We start from the raw sequence: 19,252 nt of genomic DNA, 5'->3' as shown, positions 1-19,252 counted from the left end.
GGGCGCGACTTCCAAAACTTCCCCAACTGGGCTTCCCAACTGACTTGCATGTTAGACATGACGTCGTGGATCGAGCAGGGCAGCCAGTTCAAAAAGCTGGGCCAGCGCGGGAACGCGTAGCAACAGCAGCAGCGCTATCGCAGTGGTCCCGAGCACGATCCAAAGATAGCGATTGCGCAGCGGTGTACGGGTGCGCCGCCGTGGCATGGCTAACATGCGGATCACGAAAATCAGCGCAACGTTGCCCACGACGAGCGCCACGAAGGCGAGCGTTCGGGCAAACAGATGCTGATGACCATGAGTTAGCAAACCTATATAAAGGCCGAGTACCAGCACGCCAAAGAGCGCGCCCGCTGCCGCGCCGTTGGCGAGGGCACGATTCGACAGCAGACGCGCGCCGGCGCGGCGCGGCGGAACCTGCATCAGATCCTTGCGTTCCGGTTCGTTCTCGAACACGACTGAACAGACCGGATCAATGATCAGCTGCAGAAACACGATGTGGACCGGCGCAAGCATCGGCGGCAAGCCGGCTACGACGGGAACCAGCGTCGCCGCGATCATGGGAATATGCACGGCCACGGTATAGCTGATTGCCTGCACGAGGTTGGCGTAGATGCGCCTTCCCATCCGGATCGCCAACACGATAGGCGCGAAGTCGTCGCGCAACAGCACGAGGGACGCGACCTCACGCGCCACTTCCGCGCCGCGCAGCCCCATTGCAATGCCGATATGCGCGGCTTTCAGTGCAGGCGCGTCATTTACGCCGTCGCCGGTCATCGCAACAACGTGGCCGCTGTCACGCAGCGCCTGCACGAGCCGAAGCTTCTGTTCGGGTCTGACGCGGGCGAACACGTCGACGCTCTGCACGGCCTCATGGAGTTGCTCGTCGTTCATCGCCGCGAGGTCGTGACCGGCCATGATATGCCCGTCGCCGATGCCGACTTCGGCTGCAATAGCGCATGCCGTGGACGGATAGTCGCCGGTAATCATGACCACGCGGATGCCGGCCGCCTTGCATTGCGCGACCGCGCCGGCGACTTCCGGCCGGACCGGATCGAGAAGACCGACCAGCCCCACGAACGAAAACTCGAAGTCGTGCTGCTTTTCCGGCCAGTCAGCATGCGAGTGGCGCGCCTTCGCGACGCCCAGTACGCGCAGCCCACTGGATGCCATTTCGGCAGCCTGATCGAGGATGCGTCGCGTTTGCTGCCCGCTCAGATGACACAAGCTGCAAACCGCCTCGGGCGCACCTTTGCATGCCACGGCGTGATGGTCGAGTTCCGGCGTGCGCCACGCGTGGGACATGGCCGGCAGTTCGGGCGTCAGCGCGTATTCATGAACGAGAGACCAGTCCGTGTGAAGACGCCCGGTGCCGGCCAGGCCGACCCGGCCAGCTTCGTGAAACGCGAGTTCCATCGGATCTACCGGCTCGATTTCGCTCGCGAGCACGAGATATTCGATGAGTTCGTGATACGTCTCGTCGATGCTCTGCGTAGCAGGGTCGACGGTCTGCAGCTTTCCGCGGGCAAACAGCACGCGAACCGACATGCGGTTCTGCGTCAGCGTGCCTGTCTTATCGACACATAACACCGAGGTCTGCCCAAGGGTCTCGATCGCGCTCATGCGTCGCGTCAACACCCCTTCATCGGCGATGCGGCGTGCGCCCAACGCCATGAACACGGTCAGGATGACAGGGATTTCTTCGGGAAGAATGCCCATGGCCAGCGTGATGCCGGCAAGCACGCCCGGAATCCATTCTCCGGACCGCCAACGATAAGCCGCCACAAGAAACAGGCATAACGCGATTGCGGCTAATGCGAATCGATTGATGAAGCGCCTTGTTTCCAGTTGCAATGGCGAGCGCGCCTCGGATATGCCGCTCAGCGACTTGCCTATGCGGCCGAGCGTCGTATCGGAGCCTGTCGCGGTCACCACCATGCGCCCCTGGCCCTGAACCACCATCGAGCCGAAGAACAGCATGGAGCGTGGGACATCCGCGTCTTCGAGGCCGTCTCGTGCGGCGGCTTTGCTCACCGCTACCGATTCGCCGGTGAGCAAAGACTCGTCTACGCTGAGCTCATGCGCTTCGGTCACGGCGCCGTCAGCGGGCACCCGTGCACCTTCGTCGACGAAAACCACGTCGCCCGGTACCAGCTCCGCTGCGCAGACGAGCTGCTGTCGTCCGTCTCGAAGCACCTGCGCGCGCGGTGCGGAAAGTTCGCGAAGCGAGTCGAGGACCCGCGCGGTGCGATGACTTTGCACTACCGTAAGTAGAACGATGGCCATGACGAACGCGAGCAATGTCAGCGCTTGCGTCGCGTCGCCGATCAGAAAGTAGACGGCGCTCGCCGCAAGCAGCAAAAGAAACATCGGTTCGGCGAGCACCTCGCGCAGCGTGCACCACCACGTGCGCCTTGGCGTCGAGTCGACGATGTTTCGACCGAAGCGCGCCCGCAGCGTTTCTACTTCTGTATTCGTCAGACCAGACGGAGACCGACTGCTTGCCTGTAGCGCAGGGGAAGTCGGCTCAGCGTTGTGCTGCACGGGCTCAACAAAGAGGGCCACTGGTTGGGTTGGCATGGAGTTGCTACCTGATCTCATCGCGCCTGAGCTCACTCAGCGCACCGACCTGCGCGCCGGCAAATACGCGCAAGACGAACACGAGTGCGACGCGGAGTGTGCTGAACATGAGGAGCCTCCTATCGAACGATCGGCGATTCGCGCGAGCAAAGCACATGCGCTGACGATTTTCAGAATGACGCGCGGACGGCATGCGGGCGTTGATTTGTATCAAGCGGCTCACTTTCCAGTGGCATAGCCTGAAGTCAGCTTGAGGTCAACGAGGCATCGTGGCGCTGCGTCCGCAGGAAGCGGCGATCGACAATCAGGAGGCGGACAATGAAACAACGGCTTCGGCGACGACTGAGCATTGCGGCGGCGCTATTGATCTTTTCGTCGTCCGCTGCGTTGGCTGGTGACCTGACGTCGATCGAGACGCACAGCCAGCGTTACGGGAACCATATCGCCATTTCCGCATTCGACGATCCTCTCGTGAAAGGCGTGACCTGCTATGTCACGGAGTCGCATTCGGATCGCGCTTTTGGCAGCGGAAGAATACCGCACGCGGCGGATTTCACGGCGTCGTGTCATCAGACAGGTAATCTCGAAGTCGCGGCCGCGGTTCCGGCACAGGCAAAAGTGTTTACGGTCCAGCAGAACGCGATTTTCGATTCGCTTCATATATTCCGCGTGATTGACGCTGAGCGGCATGCGCTCGTGTACTTTACCTACTCAGAAGACGAGACCGCGGGCGACTTGCCCGGCCGGCTCGATGTGATCCGCTTACCGGCGAGCCTGCGGATGCCGACACGATAGCGCTTGGGAGGCACGTCACTGTACCGGCAAATAGGTCGAATAAGCGGACCACCCGGCAATCGCGGCGAAAAATCGTACCACAATCAATATATAATTAAATATAATGTTAGAGTGCACGCGACAGATTGCGCGCTGCGAAGTAACCAGCCGGTTTGACAGCCAATAAACACGCTGCATGACCCGTTCAGTGGCCTAAACATAGGGCGAAAGCATGTCGATCGATCTCGCGCACTTCACACCTGGGCTGTCTTTAGCGGGCGGCCTGCTGATCGGCGCCGCGGCCGCGACACTCGTGTTTTTCAACGGACGCATCGCGGGTATCAGCGGCATTCTGGGCGGATTGCTTGGGAGTACGCAGAAAGACGCGGCGTGGCGCGTCGCATTTCTTGCGGGTCTCGTGGGAGCGCCTGCATTGGCGGCCCTGCTGGGCGAGCCGATTGCGCCCGACATTCAGACAGGGTGGGGCGGCGTACTCGTCGCCGGTTTTCTGGTCGGCATCGGCACGCGTTATGCGAGCGGTTGCACGAGCGGCCACGGGGTGTGCGGCATTTCGCGTGGCTCGGTTCGTTCGCTGGTTGCGACGGCAACTTTTATGGGGAGCGGCTTTCTGACCGTGTTCGTCGCGAGGCACCTGCTGGGAGGCTGAGGTGGCTTTACTGACTGCGTTGCTTTCCGGGCTTTTGTTTGGCGTGGGCCTGATGGTCTCCGGCATGGCTAATCCGGCGAAGGTGCTCGGATTTCTTGACCTCGCGGGGCGCTGGGATCCCTCTCTTGCATTCGTGATGATCGGTGCGATAGCAGTGGGTTCCATCGCGTTCCTGTTTGCAAGGCGCCGCAAGCAATCGCTGCTCGGTCTTGCCATGCGGATTCCGGCTCATACAGGTGTGACATTGAGACTCGTGCTGGGTAGCGCGGTGTTCGGTGTGGGCTGGGGCCTTGCTGGATTCTGCCCGGGCCCCGCGCTGGTCGCGTTGGGCGCCGGCGTTCCGAAAGCATGGGTCTTCGTCGCAGCGATGTTGGCCGGCATGGCCGTGTTCGAACTGCTGGAGCGCGCGAAATTCGGTCGGCAGCGGGCCTGAGTTGGCCGGTGCGCGGCGGAAGAGGGGGCGTCGCACCAGTTGAGTCTCGCCTGCCAAGGGGCTTCTGGTTGCCGTGAGCGGCGCCTGATCGACGCTTATTGCGCCTGTTGCTTGTTGCGCCCCTCAAACTTCATTGCGATGCGCAACATCGAGCGCCGCATCCGGCTCAGTCCGCATCGCGCTTATGTGTTCGACAGAATCCCAGAACTCGCACAATAGAGGACAAACGGCGCTGCGCCACCGAAGTCCTGTGAAAAGATCGTAATGGTCGCATTGGTTTACCGTCACCTGCCGCTGCTGCGGCGCGTCAGCGGCATGGCACAGCGCGTGCGCGCAATGGGTCTGTCCGGCGCCCGTGATATGGTCGCGATCGCCTTCGATCGTGCAAAGCGGAACATGCTTCAACGCAGCTGTATCGACATGCCGTCCGCCAATCGACCACACCCCGCGTGCCAGCAGGTGATGCTTGAAGACTACGCGAAGCATGTCCAGAAAGTAGCACTCGCTCATGTCGAGGACAGCGGCGTATTCATTCAGCGAACGCAGCGCCGCTTGTGCGCCGCACGAATCGCCGGCAAGCCAGTTAGACCAGTAACGCGCCTCTAATTCCAACTGGCGCGAGGGATGTGCGGCCAATAGCGCGGCTTGCTGGAGATAGCCAGGATAAACGCGGCGCCCCATGCCACGATAAGGCGGGGGCACTTTGTCGATAGTCGTGTCGCTAAACCAGCGCAGCGTATGCGAATGTGCGAAGCGATCCATGGAAGTGGCATGCCGGCGCGTGTCGATCGGGCCGCCGAGCAGCGCGATGCTTGCGAGGCAGCCACCTTTGCTGGCGGCGAGCAGACTGGCGGCGGCAAGCGCGGGTATGCAGCCCTGACACACGGCCACGACATGCGCCGGCATCCCGGCAGCCGCGACCTGCAGAATAAAACGCTCAACCGCATTGACGTAATCCGCCAATGCAAGCGGGCCCGCTTCCAGCGGCACATCGCGCGCGTCGGCCCAATCCGTAATGTAGACGGCAGGGCGAGTTTCGAGCAGCGCCTCGACGGTTTCCCGCAGCATGACCGCATGGTGACCGGCAAGCGGCGCACACAGCAAAACCGGTGCGCTACGCGCTTTCGCGCGGCGCGCGCTGGTCCTCGTGAATCGGCGGAGTGTGCCGACGGGCGTTTCGTCGACGACGTCTTCTTCAACGGGAATCCGCCGGCCATTGCATTGCACCGCAGCGATGGCAAATGGTGGAGCCGTTGCGAACGCACAGGTTGAACGGCTCAGCCAGTCGCGAGCGGCATGAGGGAGAGAAGGCACCCATGCCGGCCCCGCCCACCCGCAGACATTCAGCGCATTATCGGCAAATGCGTTGGCAAGCCGCCGCTGTGTATCCAGAAGGCTGTACCACATGAGCGTCTCTTCAGATCTGTGCGCGAACGTTGACGTTCGCGGATGTGCGATGTGCCGACGCGGCAGGCCGCGCCATGCGTCGAGGATTGCAACGGGCGGACAGCGCTGCATTAGCTCCGCTGCGCATTCAAGTGTAGTCAATGCGGCAGTGGAGGGCCTGAGTAAATGCCCTCGCCAGCATGGCCGACTTGATGCGCGTTAACCGTGCACAGGTCACTCGAATGCCGGAAAGCAGGGCCTTACAGGCAGCATTTTCTAGTGGCGATATGCAGTGAAGTTGACGAAAGTCAGTCGACCGAGCCATTCAGGCGATATCTTTTGGACTGTTGATTAATGAGGGCAGGAGACGGATATGCGACCGCGGCGGGAAGCGGGCTCTGGCTGCGTCACGCGCCTTCACGGCTATCTGCTTGGGGTTATCGTCTGGACTGTCACGCTACTCTTTGTCGCGAGTTTGCCGGGTGGCTGCTCCGCATATAGCGCGCCGCCGGACGATGCCGAAGTCGACGCGGCACTGCGCAATGTACTCGACCAGTACGAGACGCGTGGCAAACTCGTGCGCGAACTGATTGCGCTGGCGCAACCGCTCGCAGGTGACAACGGCACGTTTGTCGGCGCCGTGACGGTCGCGCAGGCCGACCTCGCCTGTATCCGGCTGGATCCGCGAGCGCTGGCGGAGCAGGTGCCATTCGAGCGGTTCGAGGTGGCGGAGCGGCAGCTTGGCGATGCGATATCGCGGCTGTTGATTGAGCTCGGCAATGATCGGCGGATTGGGCAAGACGCACGTTTCGACGCGCTGCGCACGCAACTGGGCGCGGTCGAAAGGCGTGCCGCGATAACGCGGGAGGCGTACGACAAGACCGTCGATCGTTATAACGCGAGCCTCGACGCGCTGCCGGATGCAACGACGCATAGGCCGGCGCTGCGTCCACGACCGACGTTTCGCGTGGTCGCGGAAACGGCGAATCGGCAGGTGTGAACGGCATGTGACTGCGGGACGATTGCAGACCAATTGCGGACATTTGCTGCATTAATAAACGAAACGCGGCAACGGTTGCGAGGAACGACTTATGTATCAAAAGATCGTCGTGGCGCTCGACGGCAGCGAGTCGTCCAGAAACGCGCTGCATGAGGCGCTCGAACTCGCGCAACTCACGAAAGGGCGGATTCACGCGATTTATATCGTGGATCCGTGGAGTATGTCCCCTTATTCAGGCTATGTGGATCCCGAGCAGCTTCGCGCCGTGCTGCGCGAAGACGGGCGCATGGCTCTCGAAGGGGCACGAGAGGCGATGGCGAATCGCGGTGTGTCTGGCGACTCCGAGATGGAGGAGACGCAGGACCCGGCAGACGATGTACCTCGCTGCCTTGCCCGTTGCGTGCACCGCCAGAGTGCGGACCTCGTCGTCATGGGGACGCAAGGCCGGCGCGGTATCGGACGATGGCTGCTGGGCAGCGTGGCAGAAACGTTCGTGCGCGGCGCGGAGGTGCCGGTCCTTCTGGTGAGGTGTGTGCGTGAAGTGGAGCAACGGCCTCGCCAGGCTCGATTCAAGGCTGATTCGTTATCCTGACAGTAGCGGGGCGCACGCGTTCAACGCTTTGCCGTATGGCGGCGAGTGTCGGGCGGCTGATCGTTCACGGTGCGGCGGCAGGTCAGCTTTCGATGCTCGATCAGCATTTTCCAGTCGAGCTTCATCAGAAGGTACACGACACACAGAAGCGCGAGCTGTGAGACGATGAAGTAGCCGCTGAGATACCCGCCTTCAAGCGGGGGTTCGAGATCCAGATAAGATGAAGCGAAGCGCCCAAGGTGAGCCCAAAGTGAATAGCTGATCGTTCGACCGGCGAAGAACGCGGTGCCGATGACACCAAGCGGGAGCCCGGATAATCCATAAGCGATAAAAAGGTAGTTCGACGGAAACGGACTCAACGCGTAAACAAAGAACGCACCCGCTGTCAGCTTTTTGCGCTTCTTCAGCCATGCTTCAACGACTTCGATATTCTGGCGGTCGGAAGCGCGCATGAGACGACCTCGTACGAGCGAGCGGGCAAACGTCGCGAGTATCAGCCGTCCGATGGTGGCCGCGCTGGCGGCAACGACGGCAAAAACGAATGGATTGCCTTCGGGAATATTGAAGCCGACCCACGACATGGCCATCCAGGTAGGCGGCGCAAATGCGGGTATGACATTGAGTAGCAGCACGACAACGAACAGTGTGGCCAGCGTTGACATCGCTTATTTCCAGATTCGCTTTCACGTCAACGAAGCTTGCGCCCCAACGAGGTGCGCAGATTGACTCAGGTCAACTGGCAGGAGCCATCACCGTGCGGTTGCCGCTCGTCGAGCTGCGCTGCCCGGTTTTGTGATTTGACATAAGATAAATTATCAACCGATTGTATGTAGTAGCTTTATAGAAATGTCGTGTTCCAGCCATTTAGAAATGTCGTGTTCTGGTCTCGGTATGCTTGCCGGTTCCCTGCGGGACTATGGAGCCGGCCATGCATGCAGCTGCACTGGTGACATTGAACATGCGCGAACTCGACCGTCTGAAGGTCATCCAGGCCGTTGTTGACATGGGCCTCAAGCCTGGTCGCGCGGCCGAACGCCTGGGCTTGACCGTACGTCAGGTTGAGCGCCTTGTGATCCGCTACCAGCAATCCGGTGCAGCGGGACTGGCCTCGCGCAGACGTGGCCGTTCCGGCAACCGGAAGCTGGACGAAGGACTGGCCCAGCAGGCGCTGGCGATCATTCGCGAGCGCTACGCCGATTTTGGGCCGACACTGGCCTGCGAGAAGCTTCGGGAATGCCACGGCATCCGGATAGCCAAGGAAACGGCCAGGCGGCTGATGACGGACGCCGGTCTGTGGATACCACGCCGGCAGCGCCCGCCGAAGATCTACCAGCCGCGGGCGCGTCGTGCGTGTCTGGGCGAACTGATCCAGATTGATGGCAGCGATCACCGGTGGTTCGAGGAACGGGCGCCAGCCTGCACACTGCTGGTGTACGTCGACGATGCGACCAGCCGGCTGATGCATCTGCACTTCACGGCGAGCGAATCGACCTTTAGCTATTTCGAGGCGACGCGGGCGTACATCGAATGCCACGGCAAGCCTGGCGCGTTTTACAGCGACAAGGCGAGCGTGTTTCGCAGTGGCAAGGCCCATGAAACGGGCAGCAGCGTGACACATTTCGGCCGGGCGATGTTCGAGCTGAACATTGACACGTTCTGCGCGAACAGCAGCTCAGCGAAGGGTCGCGTCGAGCGCGCCCACCTGACGCTGCAGGACCGGCTGGTGAAGGAATTGCGACTGCGCGGAATCAGCACGATCGTCGAGGCCAATGCGTATGCGCCCTCCTTCATGGCGGCCTACAACGCACGCTTCGCGAAGCCGCCGAAGAGCGATTTCGACGCGCATCGACCGCTGCGGGGTGACGAGAATCTTGACCTGCTGATGACGTGGCGCGAGACGCGACGTGTGACGAAATCACTGACCATTCAGTACGACCGCGTGATGTACCTGCTGGATGACACGCCGGAGAACCGGAAACTGATCCACCGCTACATCGACGTGTGGGAGTACCCGGACGGGCGCATCGAGATCCGCGCAGATGGCCGGGTGCTGTCGAACCGGCAATACGACCGGCTGGCCGAAATCGACCAGGGCGCGATCGTTGAACATAAACGCCTGAGTCACGTGCTGCAGGTCGCGCAGGCGATCCAGGCGCAACGCGACAACCGGCGCATCTCCGGCTCTCCCGCGCGCACGAATCAGGGACAACCGGTTCGGGCAACGGAACGCGCGCAGGGCACGAAGAAGCAGCGTGAATTCACCCAGGCCGACATCAACGGCGTGATCACGGAACTGGCACAACGAAGGCAGCCGAACCAGACACGCAAACCTGGCCGTCGGTCTGCAGGATCTGTCTGAACGGACTGACACGCCCTGCCCGTTCACGCGCAGTCCTTCAACGCTACGTGAGATTCAAACCGGTAAAGAAAGAGTCAAACTCAACGTCAAAACCCGACATTTCTAAATAGCTGCCACCACGACATCTTGAAATGGCCATGACATTGTATGTGGGAGCAAAGTAGTAGTGTCGTACCTGAGCAAAGTACAGATGTCGTATCCCAAGTATCTGTAGCGCATGCTGGTGCGGTTTTCCCGCCTGAGTCGGCAACCATGCCGCGTTTTATTGCTGCGCGCCCCAGCGGCGCACGGTGACTCGCTCGAGCGTATCGAACACGAGATGCTCGATAAGCAGCCCGATAACGATGACAGCGGCCAATCCCGCAAAGACGTGATCGGTATATAGCTCGTTGCGATTCTGGAAAATGTACCATCCGAGCCCGCCACTGCCCGAACTGGCGCCGAACACGAGTTCGGCCGCAATCAGCGTGCGCCACGCAAACGCCCAGCCGACCCTCAAGCCGGCCAGAATAGACGGCAATGCGGCGGGCACGAGGATCAGCAATACATGGCGCATGCCCGTCAATCCATAATTGCGGCCCGTCATGCGCAGCGTCGCCGGCACCGATTGAAAGCCCGAGTACGTGTTGAGAGCAAGCGGCCACAACACCGAGTGCACAAGCACGAATAACAGACTCCCTGTGCCGAGGCCAAACCACAGCAACGCGATCGGCAGGAGCGCGATTGAAGGCAGCGGGTTGAACATCGCAGTCAGCATCGAGAGCAGATCGCGACCCACGCGAGTCGATACAGCAAGCGAGGTCAGCACGAACGCGAGCGCCGCACCGAGCAGATAACCGCGCAGCAACACGGACATCGACACCGCCGTCTTCTGCAGTAGTTCTCCAGTCCACACGCCTTGCACAAATGCGCTAAACGTCGCGCCGAATGTGGGCAGCAGAAGATCGTTATTGACGACGCGCGCGGCAATTTCCCACGCGGCGATCAACAGGAGCGCGATAAGCGTCTTGCGTAACCAGCTCCGAGCGAAGATCCGCTTGACCGTGGGCAACGGTGCTTCATAGGTCAGTTCGCCGGGCGGCGCGAGCGGACGTTCATACTCCTCGCGAATCGGTGGCAATAGCGTGGCGGGCGAACTCATCGAGCGGTCTCCCTCTCTTCAAACAATAGCTGATGGATGCGTGCGACACTGCGTTGGAAGTCGTTGCGCCCGAAACTATCGTGCGAATATTGATGACTGTTGAGTTCGGCGCGCACACGTCCCGGATGCGGCGACAGCAGCAGAATGCGGTTGCCGACCACCAGGGCTTCTTCAATCGAATGAGTGACGAACAGCAGCGTGAACTTCACTTCTTCCCAAAGGCGTAGTAGTTCTTCCTGCATCTTGCGGCGTGTGAGCGCATCGAGTGCCGCGAACGGTTCATCCATCAGCAACACACGCGGCTGCATGGCAAGCGCGCGAGCTATCGCCACACGCTGCTTCATTCCGCCGGACAACGTGTGCGGATAAGCATTCGCAAATGAGGTCAACCCGACTTTCTCCAGATAATGCAGCGCGCGTTCATTCGCCTCTGCGCGCCCCAGCTTCTTTGCGACGCGAAGTGGAAAAGCCACGTTTTGCAGCACCGTTTTCCACGGCGGCAGTTGATCGAACTCCTGGAACACGACGATACGATCCGCGCCCGGACCGCGCACCGCCTGACCGTCGAGCGAAATGCTGCCAGACACCGGTTCGATGAATCCGCCCACCGCTTTCAGCAACGTCGACTTACCGCAGCCCGAGGGGCCGAGCAGCACAAAGCGGTCGCCGCCGTAGACGTCGAAACTCACATCGTGCGTTGCCCGAACAATGCGCTCGCGCGTTCGATATTCGAGGCTGACGTTTTCAACAGCCAGCAGCTTTTCACTCACGTCGCGGTTGCTGAGCTCACTGCGCTCGGGAAAGACAAGCGTTGGGTTAGCCACCATCGGATCGCTCCGTAAGAAGAAACGTCGAGTCGCGAACGTCCCGTTGAGAAGTTACATAGATGTTGGACGAGGAGCCAGGCGTCATCGCTCAACTGCCTGCGGCCGTGGCTGGATCGTCGAAGAAATAGTCTTTCCACGACTTCGGTTCGTTCTTGATCGCGCCCACGCGATACATGAATTGCGCGAGACCGAAAGTGTTCTGCGGCGCGACCTTGAAATCGACCTGCGGATTCTTGATGACTTTCAGCAACAGCGTACGGTCGATCTTCGACTTGTTCGTGCGAATGTAGATGTCGGCAGCCGCATCGGGATTGGCCGCGATAAAGCGCGATGCGTCGGCCAGTGCGTCCACGAAAGCACGATAGGTCTTCGGGTTCTCATCGCGGAATTTCTGCGTTGCGTACAGCACGGTGGCCGAACTCGGGCCGCCGAGGACGTCGTAGGAATTCAACACGATGTGCGCTTTGGGATTGCCCGCCAGCTCCTGATCCTGAAACGGCGGATTGCCGAAGTGGCCGGTGATTTCAGTGCCGCCCGCGATGATCGCGGCCGTCGCGTCGGGATGCGGTAACGCCTGCGTGTACTTGTCGAGGCGGTTGTATTCCTTGTCGCCCCAGCGCTTGGCCGCGGCGTATTGCAATACGCGCGACTGCACGGACACATTCACCGCCGGCACTGCAATGCGGTCCTTCGCAGTGAAGTCCGCGATCGATTTCACATCCGGATTATTGCTGACGAGGTAGTACGGCAGGTTGCCGAGCGAGGCCACGCCCTTCACATTCTGCTTGCCGTGCGTGCGATCCCAGATGGTCAACAGCGGACCGACGCCCGCGCCTGCGATATCGACTGCGCCGGAAAGCAAAGCGTCATTGACGGCCGCGCCGCCGGAAAGCTGCACCCAATCCACCTTGATACTCAGGCCTTGCTTGCGCCCTTCCTTTTCGATGAATTGCTGATCGCGGGCAACATTCAACAGCAGATAGACCACGCCGAACTGCTCGGCAATACGGATCTGTCCTTCGGCATGCGCGGGCAGCGCGGCGCCTAGTCCCGCTGTAGCCAGCGAAACGCTCAGCAGCGTTGCAGCCAGGCGGCGGGCAAGCGAGGGCCGCTCAGTGGGAGAATGAAACTTGTCGAACATCGGAACTCCGGTCAGCGAGTGGTATGCGTTTATTTACGTTGTCGTGAGTGACGTCTGCGTCGAAGCGCCGCGCGATCAGAACGGCACGTCGCCCTCAATGGTCGTGCGATAGAGCTTGCGGCGCAGGTGATCGGGCGTCCCGGCCGCGAGGTGCATCAGCGAGCGGTTGTCCCAAAACACCATGTCGTGTTCGCTCCACTTGTGCCGGTAGACATGTTCCGGACGCACGCTGTGCGCGAAGATTTCGGCGAGCAATTGCGCGCTCTCGTCTTCCGGCATATCGATGATGCGCGTCGTGAAATGCTCACTCACGAACAGAGCCTTGCGACCGGTCTCGGGATGCGTACGAACGACCGGATGCACCACGGGCTTCACCTGTGCAATCTGTTCAGGCGAGAGATTGGGCCGCCACGGGCTGCGTTTTTGCAGTTCGGCGTATTTGGCGAGATAAGTATGTTCTGCGGAACGTCCCTCGACTGCGCTGCGCAAATGCCCGGGCAACGTCTCCCACGCGAGATGCATGTTCGCGAACAGCGTGTCGCCACCTTCGGCGGGAAGCTCCTGAGCGTGCAGCAGCGAGCCGAGGCTCGGTTTTTCCTTGTACGAAAGGTCGGAATGCCAGTAGTGCCCGGCGTCGCCAAGTCCAATAGGCTGACCGTTTTCGACGATGTTCGATACCACCAGCACTTCCGGGTGCCCCGGCAACTGGAATTGATGCAACACGTGAATTTGCAGCGGCCCGAAGCGGCGGCTGAACGCGATCTGCTCGTCCGGTGTAATGCGTTGATCGCGGAAGACCAGCACGTGATGATCGAGGTGCGCGCGGTGAATGCGCGTAAAGTCCTGCTGGCTCAATGGCCGGCTAAGATCGAGACCAAGCACTTCGGCGCCGACGGGCCCGTCGAAAGCGCGAATTTCGATCTGCTGATCTTGCTGATTGTGCTGACCCTTGCTAACGGCAAGGGCGTCGCTCGCAGGCCGAGCGGCAGTGGAGGCAAAGGCATTCGTCACGGCAAACTCTTCGTTGTATCGGATCGCGGAACGCCGTTGGGGCGCAGTCAGATGAATGTACCGGCGGCCGGGCGCGAGGACAACGAAGCAAATGCGATACGGTTATCTGCTGGAGTGATAAACCCGATGCTGTAACGTGCGACGCCCCAATCGCCGCCCTTCGCCGCCCTTTCGCGCACCGTTCAAAGCCGCCCGGGCCGCGGATCGGGCACGAAGCCGTCGCGATTCGGCATGACCACGCGTGGCAGCGTGGCTGCGTCGAGCCGCGTATCGGCGGGCACGATGCCGTTCTGATTCAACAGGAACGCGCTGAGCGAGTACACCTCGTCGGCGGAAAGCGATTGCGGCGCGTTGTACGGCATGGCGCGGCGAATGTAGTCGAAAAGTGTGGTTGCATAAGGCCAGTAGCTGCCGACGGTGCGCTTTGGCTTCGCGCTCGACAGCGTGCCCTGTCCGCCTACCAGCGGATCGCCGAGACCGCCCTGCCCTTGTGCGCCGTGACACGCCGCGCACTTCACGGCGAAAATCTGGGCGCCCGTCGCGACGTCGCCACTGCCGGCAGGCAGGCCGCGACCGTCCGGCGCGACGTCGATATTCCACGCTGCGACGGCCTGCTCGTTCAACGGAGCACCAATGCCGTGCGCAGTGCTCGCATTGCTCGCATCGCGCGGATTGTGTGCATCCGCTGCATCGGGTGCGATGACCGAACAGGCGGTCAACGCCACGACCAGCACGGAAGCGGCCAGCGCGATTCGGGACCACGCTCGCAAAGAACCGGGGTTACGCATTGCGCACCTCGCCGTTGGCCTCCACACGCCATTGCTGAATCGCGTTGTAGTGATATTGCGAATTCAGCCCGCGGGCGGCCACGAGCGCGGCGCGCGTGGGCTGCACGTAGCCGGTCGAATCGGTGGCGCGAGACAGTAGCGCCGATGGCGCGCCGTCCCAGCGCCAATCCGCTTCGAAGCGCGTCAGAGCGCGGTCCTGCGCCACGCTGTTCAGACGCGCGAGCCGCCAGGACATGCCGCCATCGGTCGAAACTTCCACTTGTCGGAGCGTCCCGCGACCCGACCAGGCGATGCCGCTAATCGGGTAATAACCTTGCGTGGTGAGCTTATGTCCTGGCGAGGGTCGCGTAATCACCGACTTCGCGTCCATTTCAAAGGCGAACTGGCGCGCGGTGCCGTTTGGCAGCAGGCTCGTGTATTTCGAGGTTTCCTCGCGCGTTTGCAGCGGTGCGTCGACCACCTTGAGCCGGCGCAACCACTTGACGTTCGTATTGCCCTCGAAGCCGGGCACGATCAGCCGTAGCGGAAAGCCATTTTCAGGCCGCAGGCGCTCGCCGTTCTGCGCATAGACCACGAGCGCGCTCTCCAGAATGCGGTCGAGCGGCAAGCTGCGCGTCATCGCGGCGGCGTCCGCGCCTTCCGCCAGCAACCAGGCGCTACTGCCCGCGCCACGCGATACCGACACGCCTCCCACTTCCTCGAGCAACGTCGACAGGCGCACGCCTGTCCATTCGCAGCAGGACAGCAGACCATGGGTGAGCTGCACGGGCAAACCGCTCGGGCCGCTCCATTCGCTGCCGGTGTTGCCTGAACATTCGAGAAAATGGATGCGCGATTCGGCGGGAAGACGCAGCAAATCGTTCATCGTGAAGAGCTTTGGCGTTCTCACGAGGCCGTGGATCGCCAGGCGATGCTGGTCGGGATCGATGTCCGGCAGACGAGGATGCCGAGTTGAGCGCCCGATCCCACTCGGGTAGCCACGATTTTCAACGTAGGATCCCCGACTGCCGCCGCCAGCACCGGCAGATCGCCCGCAGGTGCCAGATCGACGGCGCCCGCGCGCTGTGCTTCGAACAGGGGCGCGGCGCCCTGGAAATTGGCCCAGCGGTAAGCGTAAGGCGCGCCGTCAAGTACCTTCGCCGCCTCGATCAGCGCCCGCGTCCCGCCGGCCTGATCGCCGAGGACGAGGGTAAGGCGGTTGCCGGCCGCGCTCGCATTGGCATTGGAAGAAGCCGTGCCTTGCGCGTTGACCGCAGCGCCCGCCATCGCAAGCGGCGCGGCACCGAGCACGCGCAATGCGCGCCGTCGCGCGAAAAAAGACGTCGAAGCGGAAACGGTCATAGGTCCTCGCTGAAGGTGATCGACACAGCGTAGCGACGAAGGACCGGCGTGAGAATTATTCTATTTCGATATGTTTATAACGATTCGACTTTTATCTTTTGCGTGTCCTGGCGGCGACCGAAAGCCCGAGCGCCAATTCACTATGCGATCGGCGATGTGAACGGGAAATGACTTAATTACCTTTGCATATTGCTCACGCAGGGGCATGAGGCTGCCGGCTAATGCACCCAGTTGCAGGCTGATCGGCTGCGACGCTGTCATACAGCGGGCAGCGTCGCTGAAGGCGGCAAAGCGATGTGGGCAATGTCGCGCCGCCGGTTCAGGCGGTGCGACCCTCAGAAGAACAGCAGCGTGCGCAGCTCGATACTGCGGCGCGGCGGCGCATCGACGGGTGTGGTGGGGTCGTCGAATGCGGTGTGTGCGGTCACACGTGCGACACCGTCGCCGGCCGAATCGAAAATCTTGATGAGCAGGAATTCGTCGGGCGTCATGTCAGGGTAGTAATACCAACGGTGACGCGGATTGAACACGAGCGCGTAGGTTTCGCCCACCTTGTCCGGGTAGACGAGATCCGACGCGACCAGATCGTTCAGCGCGATACTTCTCGCATCGCACAACGCGAGCGGCGACGATCGCACCGGTCCGGCTATCGGCCGCCAGAGATTGACGATCGCCACTCGCCCTTTCAGCAGTTCTTCGGCTTCGGCCGGCGGCAGATGGTCGCGCACGCGCCGCGGCCCGGAAACGAAAGTCTGATCGTTGTGAATGTATCTGACGGGTTCGCGGATGCCGGCCGCGCGTCCCGCGTCGCCGTCGCGCAATGTGTGATCGAAGATGACGACACGGCGCGCGCCGGTGGCTTTTTTGAGCAGATCCTCACTCTCGGGGTAATAAGCAGTGCGGATCTTTTCAGGGTCGCTGAAATCGGTCAGCGCACTGGCGTGGCGATGCAGTTCGAACCCGTTGCGGTCGATCCACGGCGCACCGGGCGGCGGCGCTACGCGTGCGTTCGCGATCTCGACGCGATATGGACGGTACATGCCGCTGCGCTTCGGCACGCCTGGCGGCGGGTCGTCCTGGTACGAGACCGGCCGCTCGCCGGTGAACTCCAGATAGTTCAACTCCGCCTGAACCGATGCCGCAGTAGCCGGCCTGTCCATAACGAGCTCGCTCATGATCGCGTCCTCAAGATGTGAAATCAAAAGATGCACGCGCCTATTGCGTTGCACTGCTTAGCGTGGGGGAATTTCAAATGGTGCGAAGAACATTCCCGGCAGATATTCGACATGGAAGTAGCCGCAGCGCGCGTAGGCAGCGATGCGTTCAAGTCGCTGGGCGTCAGGCTCATTGGTGACCGAGGGCGGGGCTCCGCCCGCCGCTGCTTGCGCTTCAGCCCCCCGGCAGTTTTCGCACGTCGCCATTCGCGAGCGCGTGCGCGAACTCGAGATCGGCAGGAAGTTGCGGATATTCAGCCTGAACAGCGCCCGGGCAAGCATTTTCATATGGCCTCCGTCAGCCAGTGTCATTCACTGAATCTAGCGGCCGCTTTCGTGAACTGCAAAGAAGGTTTCGTGGATTGGTTTTCACGCTTTCGATATTCGCGGCGAACAAGCGGTCCGCGATTCGGTCTTCGCGCAGTTCCGCCCCAGAAAAACTAACCGCCGACACGAGGGATAACCGTCCTGGACGAACTGCAGGAAAGTGCCACACAGGAGTGTCAACGACTCGCCGTGCCTTTCAGCACATCCAGCGCGCGATGGTCTGGACCCACGCCGTCCATCAGGATGACGTCGCCGCGCGAGTTGCGCGTACGCAGCGCAACGATGCGTTGATAGGCCGGCGACCCATACCACGCGCGAGCATGCGCGAGGTCCGGGAAGGCGATCACGATCAGGTCTTCGCTCCACTCTCCTTCGAGCACAATGCGTGGGCCGCCGTGAATGATGAATTGCCCGCCAAAAGGCGTCAGCGTGTCGTCGATCTGCGCGAGATACGATTCGATTTCGGCTCCCACCGTCACATTCCACAGACGTCCGATTGCATACGCGGTCATTTGCTCACCCCTTGTCACACGTTTCAAGGCCGAGTGTGACGGTGGGGCCGGCTCGCCGCAATTACCTCTGAAGTAATGGCAGCGGTGCACGCGGCGCATGAAAGCGGGAAGATGGCGATGCGATAATTGTCGCGCTTCGCGAAAGCGACGCTTGAAGCGATAATCCTCCCGCCCTGCGTCATGCTTCAGCTATTCAACATGTCGAGCCGCTCGAGATCGGCAATCAGGCCGGGCCCGGTCGGATTCCAGCCCAGTGTCTTGCGGGTCTTTTCGCTCGATGCCACGAGGTCGTGGCTAGCGAACATTGCCAGCCAACCCAAATGCGCCGGAGCTTCTTCCGCGGATAGGGATTTTGTCGGCACGTTCAGGCCGCGACCGATGGCTTCGGCAATATCCAGCATGCGCACGCCTTCTTCAGCCACCGCGTGATATTTCGCGCCCGCCTCGTTTTTTTCCAACGCCATCCGGTAAAGACGCGCCACATCCGAGATGTGGGCCGCTGCCCAGCGGTTGTGCCCGTCCCCAACATAGGCGGACACGCCCTTCTCCCGCGCCACAGCAACAGCGTACGTCAGAAGCCCTTGGCGCGTCGTGTCGTGAACCTGGGGCAACCGTACCACTGAGGCGCGCACGCCCTTCAGTGATAGTGCCGTCTGCTCCGACACGCGTGGTAACGGGAAATCTGGCGGCACATCATCGTCCTCGGTTGCAACCCGGCCCGGCCCAGCTAATCCCGCCGTCCCCGCCGTGGCGATGAGAAGCCGATCCGAGCCAGCGAGGACTGAACCCAGCGCTTCAATGGCGCGGCGATCGATCTCGCAAGACTGCGCAAAGTTGGCCCAGTCGTGAACAAAGCCGAGATGAATAACGGCATCGGCCGCCGCTGCGCCCGTCCGCAGGCTTTCAAGGTCTTCGAGCGAACCTCGATGTACATCCGCTCCGATAGCGGCTAGCGATTGTTCTCCTTCGTCCGAACGGGCCATGCCGAGAACCGTATGTCCGGCAGCGATTAGTTCCTTAACGGTGGGAATGCCGATAAATCCGGTGGCGCCGGTGATGAAAACGCGCATGAACTGATCTCCTGGTTTCGTTGGAGACGAGTCTCGGCTTAAATACTATTGCGGTAAAGTAGTGGCGTTATCATGGTAAAACAGCTAAC

Annotated in this window: 19 protein-coding genes and 2 pseudogenes; 7 read left to right on the top strand and 14 right to left on the bottom strand. The window is 61.3% G+C overall.

The window, feature by feature from the left end; all coding sequences use genetic code 11:
• Positions 1-51 precede the first annotated feature (51 nt).
• Positions 52-2,580, bottom strand: coding sequence for a cation-translocating P-type ATPase (locus ACEN8U_RS08465; protein WP_310107993.1), 2,529 nt, complete (start codon positions 2,578-2,580; stop codon positions 52-54).
• Positions 2,581-2,898: 318 nt separating this feature from the next.
• On the opposite strand from ACEN8U_RS08465, the gene ACEN8U_RS08460 reads away from it, so the two are divergent.
• The 3 genes from ACEN8U_RS08460 to ACEN8U_RS08450 all read left to right on the top strand — a co-directional run bounded on the left by ACEN8U_RS08460 (position 2,899) and on the right by ACEN8U_RS08450 (position 4,454).
• Complete coding sequence (locus ACEN8U_RS08460) at positions 2,899-3,375, top strand: CreA family protein (RefSeq protein ID WP_310107991.1); 477 nt, start codon at positions 2,899-2,901, stop codon at positions 3,373-3,375.
• A 211-nt stretch (positions 3,376-3,586) separates the two neighbouring features.
• Positions 3,587-4,021, top strand: coding sequence for a YeeE/YedE family protein (locus ACEN8U_RS08455; RefSeq protein WP_310107989.1), 435 nt, complete (start codon positions 3,587-3,589; stop codon positions 4,019-4,021).
• 1 nt (position 4,022) lies between these two features.
• Positions 4,023-4,454, top strand: coding sequence for a DUF6691 family protein (locus ACEN8U_RS08450; protein ID WP_310107987.1), 432 nt, complete (start codon positions 4,023-4,025; stop codon positions 4,452-4,454).
• A 123-nt stretch (positions 4,455-4,577) separates the two neighbouring features.
• Here ACEN8U_RS08450 and phaZ read toward each other — a convergent pair whose 3' ends face one another.
• A complete protein-coding gene (gene phaZ / locus ACEN8U_RS08445) occupies positions 4,578-5,861 on the bottom strand; it encodes a polyhydroxyalkanoate depolymerase (RefSeq protein ID WP_310107986.1) in 1,284 nt (427 codons plus the stop codon).
• Between the two features lie 352 nt (positions 5,862-6,213).
• On the opposite strand from phaZ, the gene ACEN8U_RS08440 reads away from it, so the two are divergent.
• Both ACEN8U_RS08440 and ACEN8U_RS08435 read left to right on the top strand, forming a co-directional pair.
• On the top strand, positions 6,214-6,840 hold the full coding sequence (locus ACEN8U_RS08440) for a LemA family protein (RefSeq protein WP_310107984.1): 627 nt from the start codon (positions 6,214-6,216) through the stop codon (positions 6,838-6,840).
• A 91-nt stretch (positions 6,841-6,931) separates the two neighbouring features.
• Positions 6,932-7,432: a universal stress protein gene (locus ACEN8U_RS08435; RefSeq protein ID WP_310107982.1), complete on the top strand. Its 501-nt coding sequence runs from the start codon at positions 6,932-6,934 to the stop codon at positions 7,430-7,432.
• 20 nt (positions 7,433-7,452) lie between these two features.
• Here the strand turns inward: ACEN8U_RS08435 and ACEN8U_RS08430 are convergent, their stop codons facing one another.
• Positions 7,453-8,094, bottom strand: a complete 642-nt coding sequence (locus ACEN8U_RS08430) for a hypothetical protein (protein ID WP_310107980.1) — start codon at positions 8,092-8,094, stop codon at positions 7,453-7,455.
• 266 nt (positions 8,095-8,360) lie between these two features.
• Between ACEN8U_RS08430 and ACEN8U_RS08425 the strand changes: the two genes are divergently transcribed.
• A complete protein-coding gene (locus tag ACEN8U_RS08425; RefSeq protein WP_413656908.1) occupies positions 8,361-9,791 on the top strand; it encodes an ISNCY family transposase in 1,431 nt (476 codons plus the stop codon).
• Positions 9,792-10,053: 262 nt separating this feature from the next.
• Here the strand turns inward: ACEN8U_RS08425 and ACEN8U_RS08420 are convergent, their stop codons facing one another.
• The 4 genes from ACEN8U_RS08420 to ACEN8U_RS08405 form a co-directional block, all read right to left on the bottom strand.
• Positions 10,054-10,932, bottom strand: coding sequence for an ABC transporter permease (locus ACEN8U_RS08420; RefSeq protein ID WP_310107978.1), 879 nt, complete (start codon positions 10,930-10,932; stop codon positions 10,054-10,056).
• Entirely contained in the window at positions 10,929-11,759 is an 831-nt protein-coding gene (locus ACEN8U_RS08415; protein WP_310107976.1) for an ABC transporter ATP-binding protein, read from the bottom strand. Before ACEN8U_RS08415 ends, ACEN8U_RS08420 begins: the two co-directional genes overlap by 4 nt.
• Before the next feature lie 88 nt (positions 11,760-11,847).
• On the bottom strand, positions 11,848-12,900 hold the full coding sequence (locus tag ACEN8U_RS08410; RefSeq protein ID WP_310107974.1) for an ABC transporter substrate-binding protein: 1,053 nt from the start codon (positions 12,898-12,900) through the stop codon (positions 11,848-11,850).
• Positions 12,901-12,975: 75 nt separating this feature from the next.
• Positions 12,976-13,821, bottom strand: coding sequence for a TauD/TfdA family dioxygenase (locus tag ACEN8U_RS08405; protein ID WP_310108079.1), 846 nt, complete (start codon positions 13,819-13,821; stop codon positions 12,976-12,978).
• Between ACEN8U_RS08405 and ACEN8U_RS08400 the strand changes: the two genes are divergently transcribed.
• Complete coding sequence (locus ACEN8U_RS08400) at positions 13,705-14,046, top strand: hypothetical protein (RefSeq protein WP_368608183.1); 342 nt, start codon at positions 13,705-13,707, stop codon at positions 14,044-14,046. The two genes, ACEN8U_RS08405 and ACEN8U_RS08400, sit on opposite strands and share 117 nt — an antisense overlap.
• A 47-nt stretch (positions 14,047-14,093) precedes the next feature.
• Here ACEN8U_RS08400 and ACEN8U_RS08395 read toward each other — a convergent pair whose 3' ends face one another.
• The 7 genes and pseudogenes from ACEN8U_RS08395 to ACEN8U_RS08365 all read right to left on the bottom strand — a co-directional run bounded on the left by ACEN8U_RS08395 (position 14,094) and on the right by ACEN8U_RS08365 (position 19,163).
• On the bottom strand, positions 14,094-14,699 hold the full coding sequence (locus ACEN8U_RS08395) for a c-type cytochrome (RefSeq protein WP_310107973.1): 606 nt from the start codon (positions 14,697-14,699) through the stop codon (positions 14,094-14,096).
• Positions 14,692-15,639 (bottom strand): annotated as a pseudogene (gene soxC / locus ACEN8U_RS08390) (sulfite dehydrogenase); the annotation flags it as partial. The pseudogene soxC and the gene ACEN8U_RS08395, both read right to left, overlap by 8 nt.
• Positions 15,606-16,040 (bottom strand): annotated as a pseudogene (locus ACEN8U_RS08385) (ABC transporter substrate-binding protein); the annotation flags it as partial. The pseudogenes soxC and ACEN8U_RS08385, both read right to left, overlap by 34 nt.
• A gap of 335 nt (positions 16,041-16,375) precedes the next feature.
• A complete protein-coding gene (locus tag ACEN8U_RS08380; RefSeq protein ID WP_310107971.1) occupies positions 16,376-17,215 on the bottom strand; it encodes a CmcJ/NvfI family oxidoreductase in 840 nt (279 codons plus the stop codon).
• A 57-nt stretch (positions 17,216-17,272) separates the two neighbouring features.
• A complete protein-coding gene (locus ACEN8U_RS08375) occupies positions 17,273-17,542 on the bottom strand; it encodes a hypothetical protein (protein ID WP_310107970.1) in 270 nt (89 codons plus the stop codon).
• A 215-nt stretch (positions 17,543-17,757) separates the two neighbouring features.
• The gene (locus ACEN8U_RS08370) at positions 17,758-18,093 is read right to left on the bottom strand and encodes a DUF1330 domain-containing protein (protein WP_309588864.1); all 336 of its coding nucleotides are present in this window, start codon (positions 18,091-18,093) and stop codon (positions 17,758-17,760) included.
• A 185-nt stretch (positions 18,094-18,278) separates the two neighbouring features.
• Positions 18,279-19,163 carry an SDR family oxidoreductase gene (locus tag ACEN8U_RS08365; RefSeq protein WP_310107968.1) on the bottom strand — a complete coding sequence of 295 codons (885 nt, stop codon included), beginning with the start codon at positions 19,161-19,163 and terminating at the stop codon, positions 18,279-18,281.
• Between the last annotated feature and the right edge of the window lie 89 nt (positions 19,164-19,252).

Source organism: Paraburkholderia phenoliruptrix (genome assembly GCF_047325075.1).
Classification (GTDB): domain Bacteria; phylum Pseudomonadota; class Gammaproteobacteria; order Burkholderiales; family Burkholderiaceae; genus Paraburkholderia; species Paraburkholderia phenoliruptrix.
The sequence above is the reverse complement of the archived record's forward strand: the minus strand, read 5'-3'. Positions and strand labels throughout refer to the sequence as shown.

What these genes read in the sequence shown, in the direction of transcription:
- ACEN8U_RS08465 (WP_310107993.1), bottom strand. Translation starts at nt 2,580, where the DNA reads ATGCCAACCCAACCAGTGGCCCTCTTTGTTGAGCCCGTGCAGCACAAC.
- ACEN8U_RS08460 (WP_310107991.1), top strand. Translation starts at nt 2,899, where the DNA reads ATGAAACAACGGCTTCGGCGACGACTGAGCATTGCGGCGGCGCTATTG.
- ACEN8U_RS08455 (WP_310107989.1), top strand. Translation starts at nt 3,587, where the DNA reads ATGTCGATCGATCTCGCGCACTTCACACCTGGGCTGTCTTTAGCGGGC.
- phaZ (WP_310107986.1), bottom strand. Translation starts at nt 5,861, where the DNA reads ATGTGGTACAGCCTTCTGGATACACAGCGGCGGCTTGCCAACGCATTT.
- ACEN8U_RS08440 (WP_310107984.1), top strand. Translation starts at nt 6,214, where the DNA reads ATGCGACCGCGGCGGGAAGCGGGCTCTGGCTGCGTCACGCGCCTTCAC.
- ACEN8U_RS08435 (WP_310107982.1), top strand. Translation starts at nt 6,932, where the DNA reads ATGTATCAAAAGATCGTCGTGGCGCTCGACGGCAGCGAGTCGTCCAGA.
- ACEN8U_RS08430 (WP_310107980.1), bottom strand. Translation starts at nt 8,094, where the DNA reads ATGTCAACGCTGGCCACACTGTTCGTTGTCGTGCTGCTACTCAATGTC.
- ACEN8U_RS08425 (WP_413656908.1), top strand. Translation starts at nt 8,361, where the DNA reads ATGCATGCAGCTGCACTGGTGACATTGAACATGCGCGAACTCGACCGT.
- ACEN8U_RS08420 (WP_310107978.1), bottom strand. Translation starts at nt 10,932, where the DNA reads ATGAGTTCGCCCGCCACGCTATTGCCACCGATTCGCGAGGAGTATGAA.
- ACEN8U_RS08415 (WP_310107976.1), bottom strand. Translation starts at nt 11,759, where the DNA reads ATGGTGGCTAACCCAACGCTTGTCTTTCCCGAGCGCAGTGAGCTCAGC.
- ACEN8U_RS08410 (WP_310107974.1), bottom strand. Translation starts at nt 12,900, where the DNA reads ATGTTCGACAAGTTTCATTCTCCCACTGAGCGGCCCTCGCTTGCCCGC.
- ACEN8U_RS08395 (WP_310107973.1), bottom strand. Translation starts at nt 14,699, where the DNA reads ATGCGTAACCCCGGTTCTTTGCGAGCGTGGTCCCGAATCGCGCTGGCC.
- ACEN8U_RS08380 (WP_310107971.1), bottom strand. Translation starts at nt 17,215, where the DNA reads ATGAGCGAGCTCGTTATGGACAGGCCGGCTACTGCGGCATCGGTTCAG.
- ACEN8U_RS08375 (WP_310107970.1), bottom strand. Translation starts at nt 17,542, where the DNA reads ATGAAAATGCTTGCCCGGGCGCTGTTCAGGCTGAATATCCGCAACTTC.
- ACEN8U_RS08370 (WP_309588864.1), bottom strand. Translation starts at nt 18,093, where the DNA reads ATGACCGCGTATGCAATCGGACGTCTGTGGAATGTGACGGTGGGAGCC.
- ACEN8U_RS08365 (WP_310107968.1), bottom strand. Translation starts at nt 19,163, where the DNA reads ATGCGCGTTTTCATCACCGGCGCCACCGGATTTATCGGCATTCCCACC.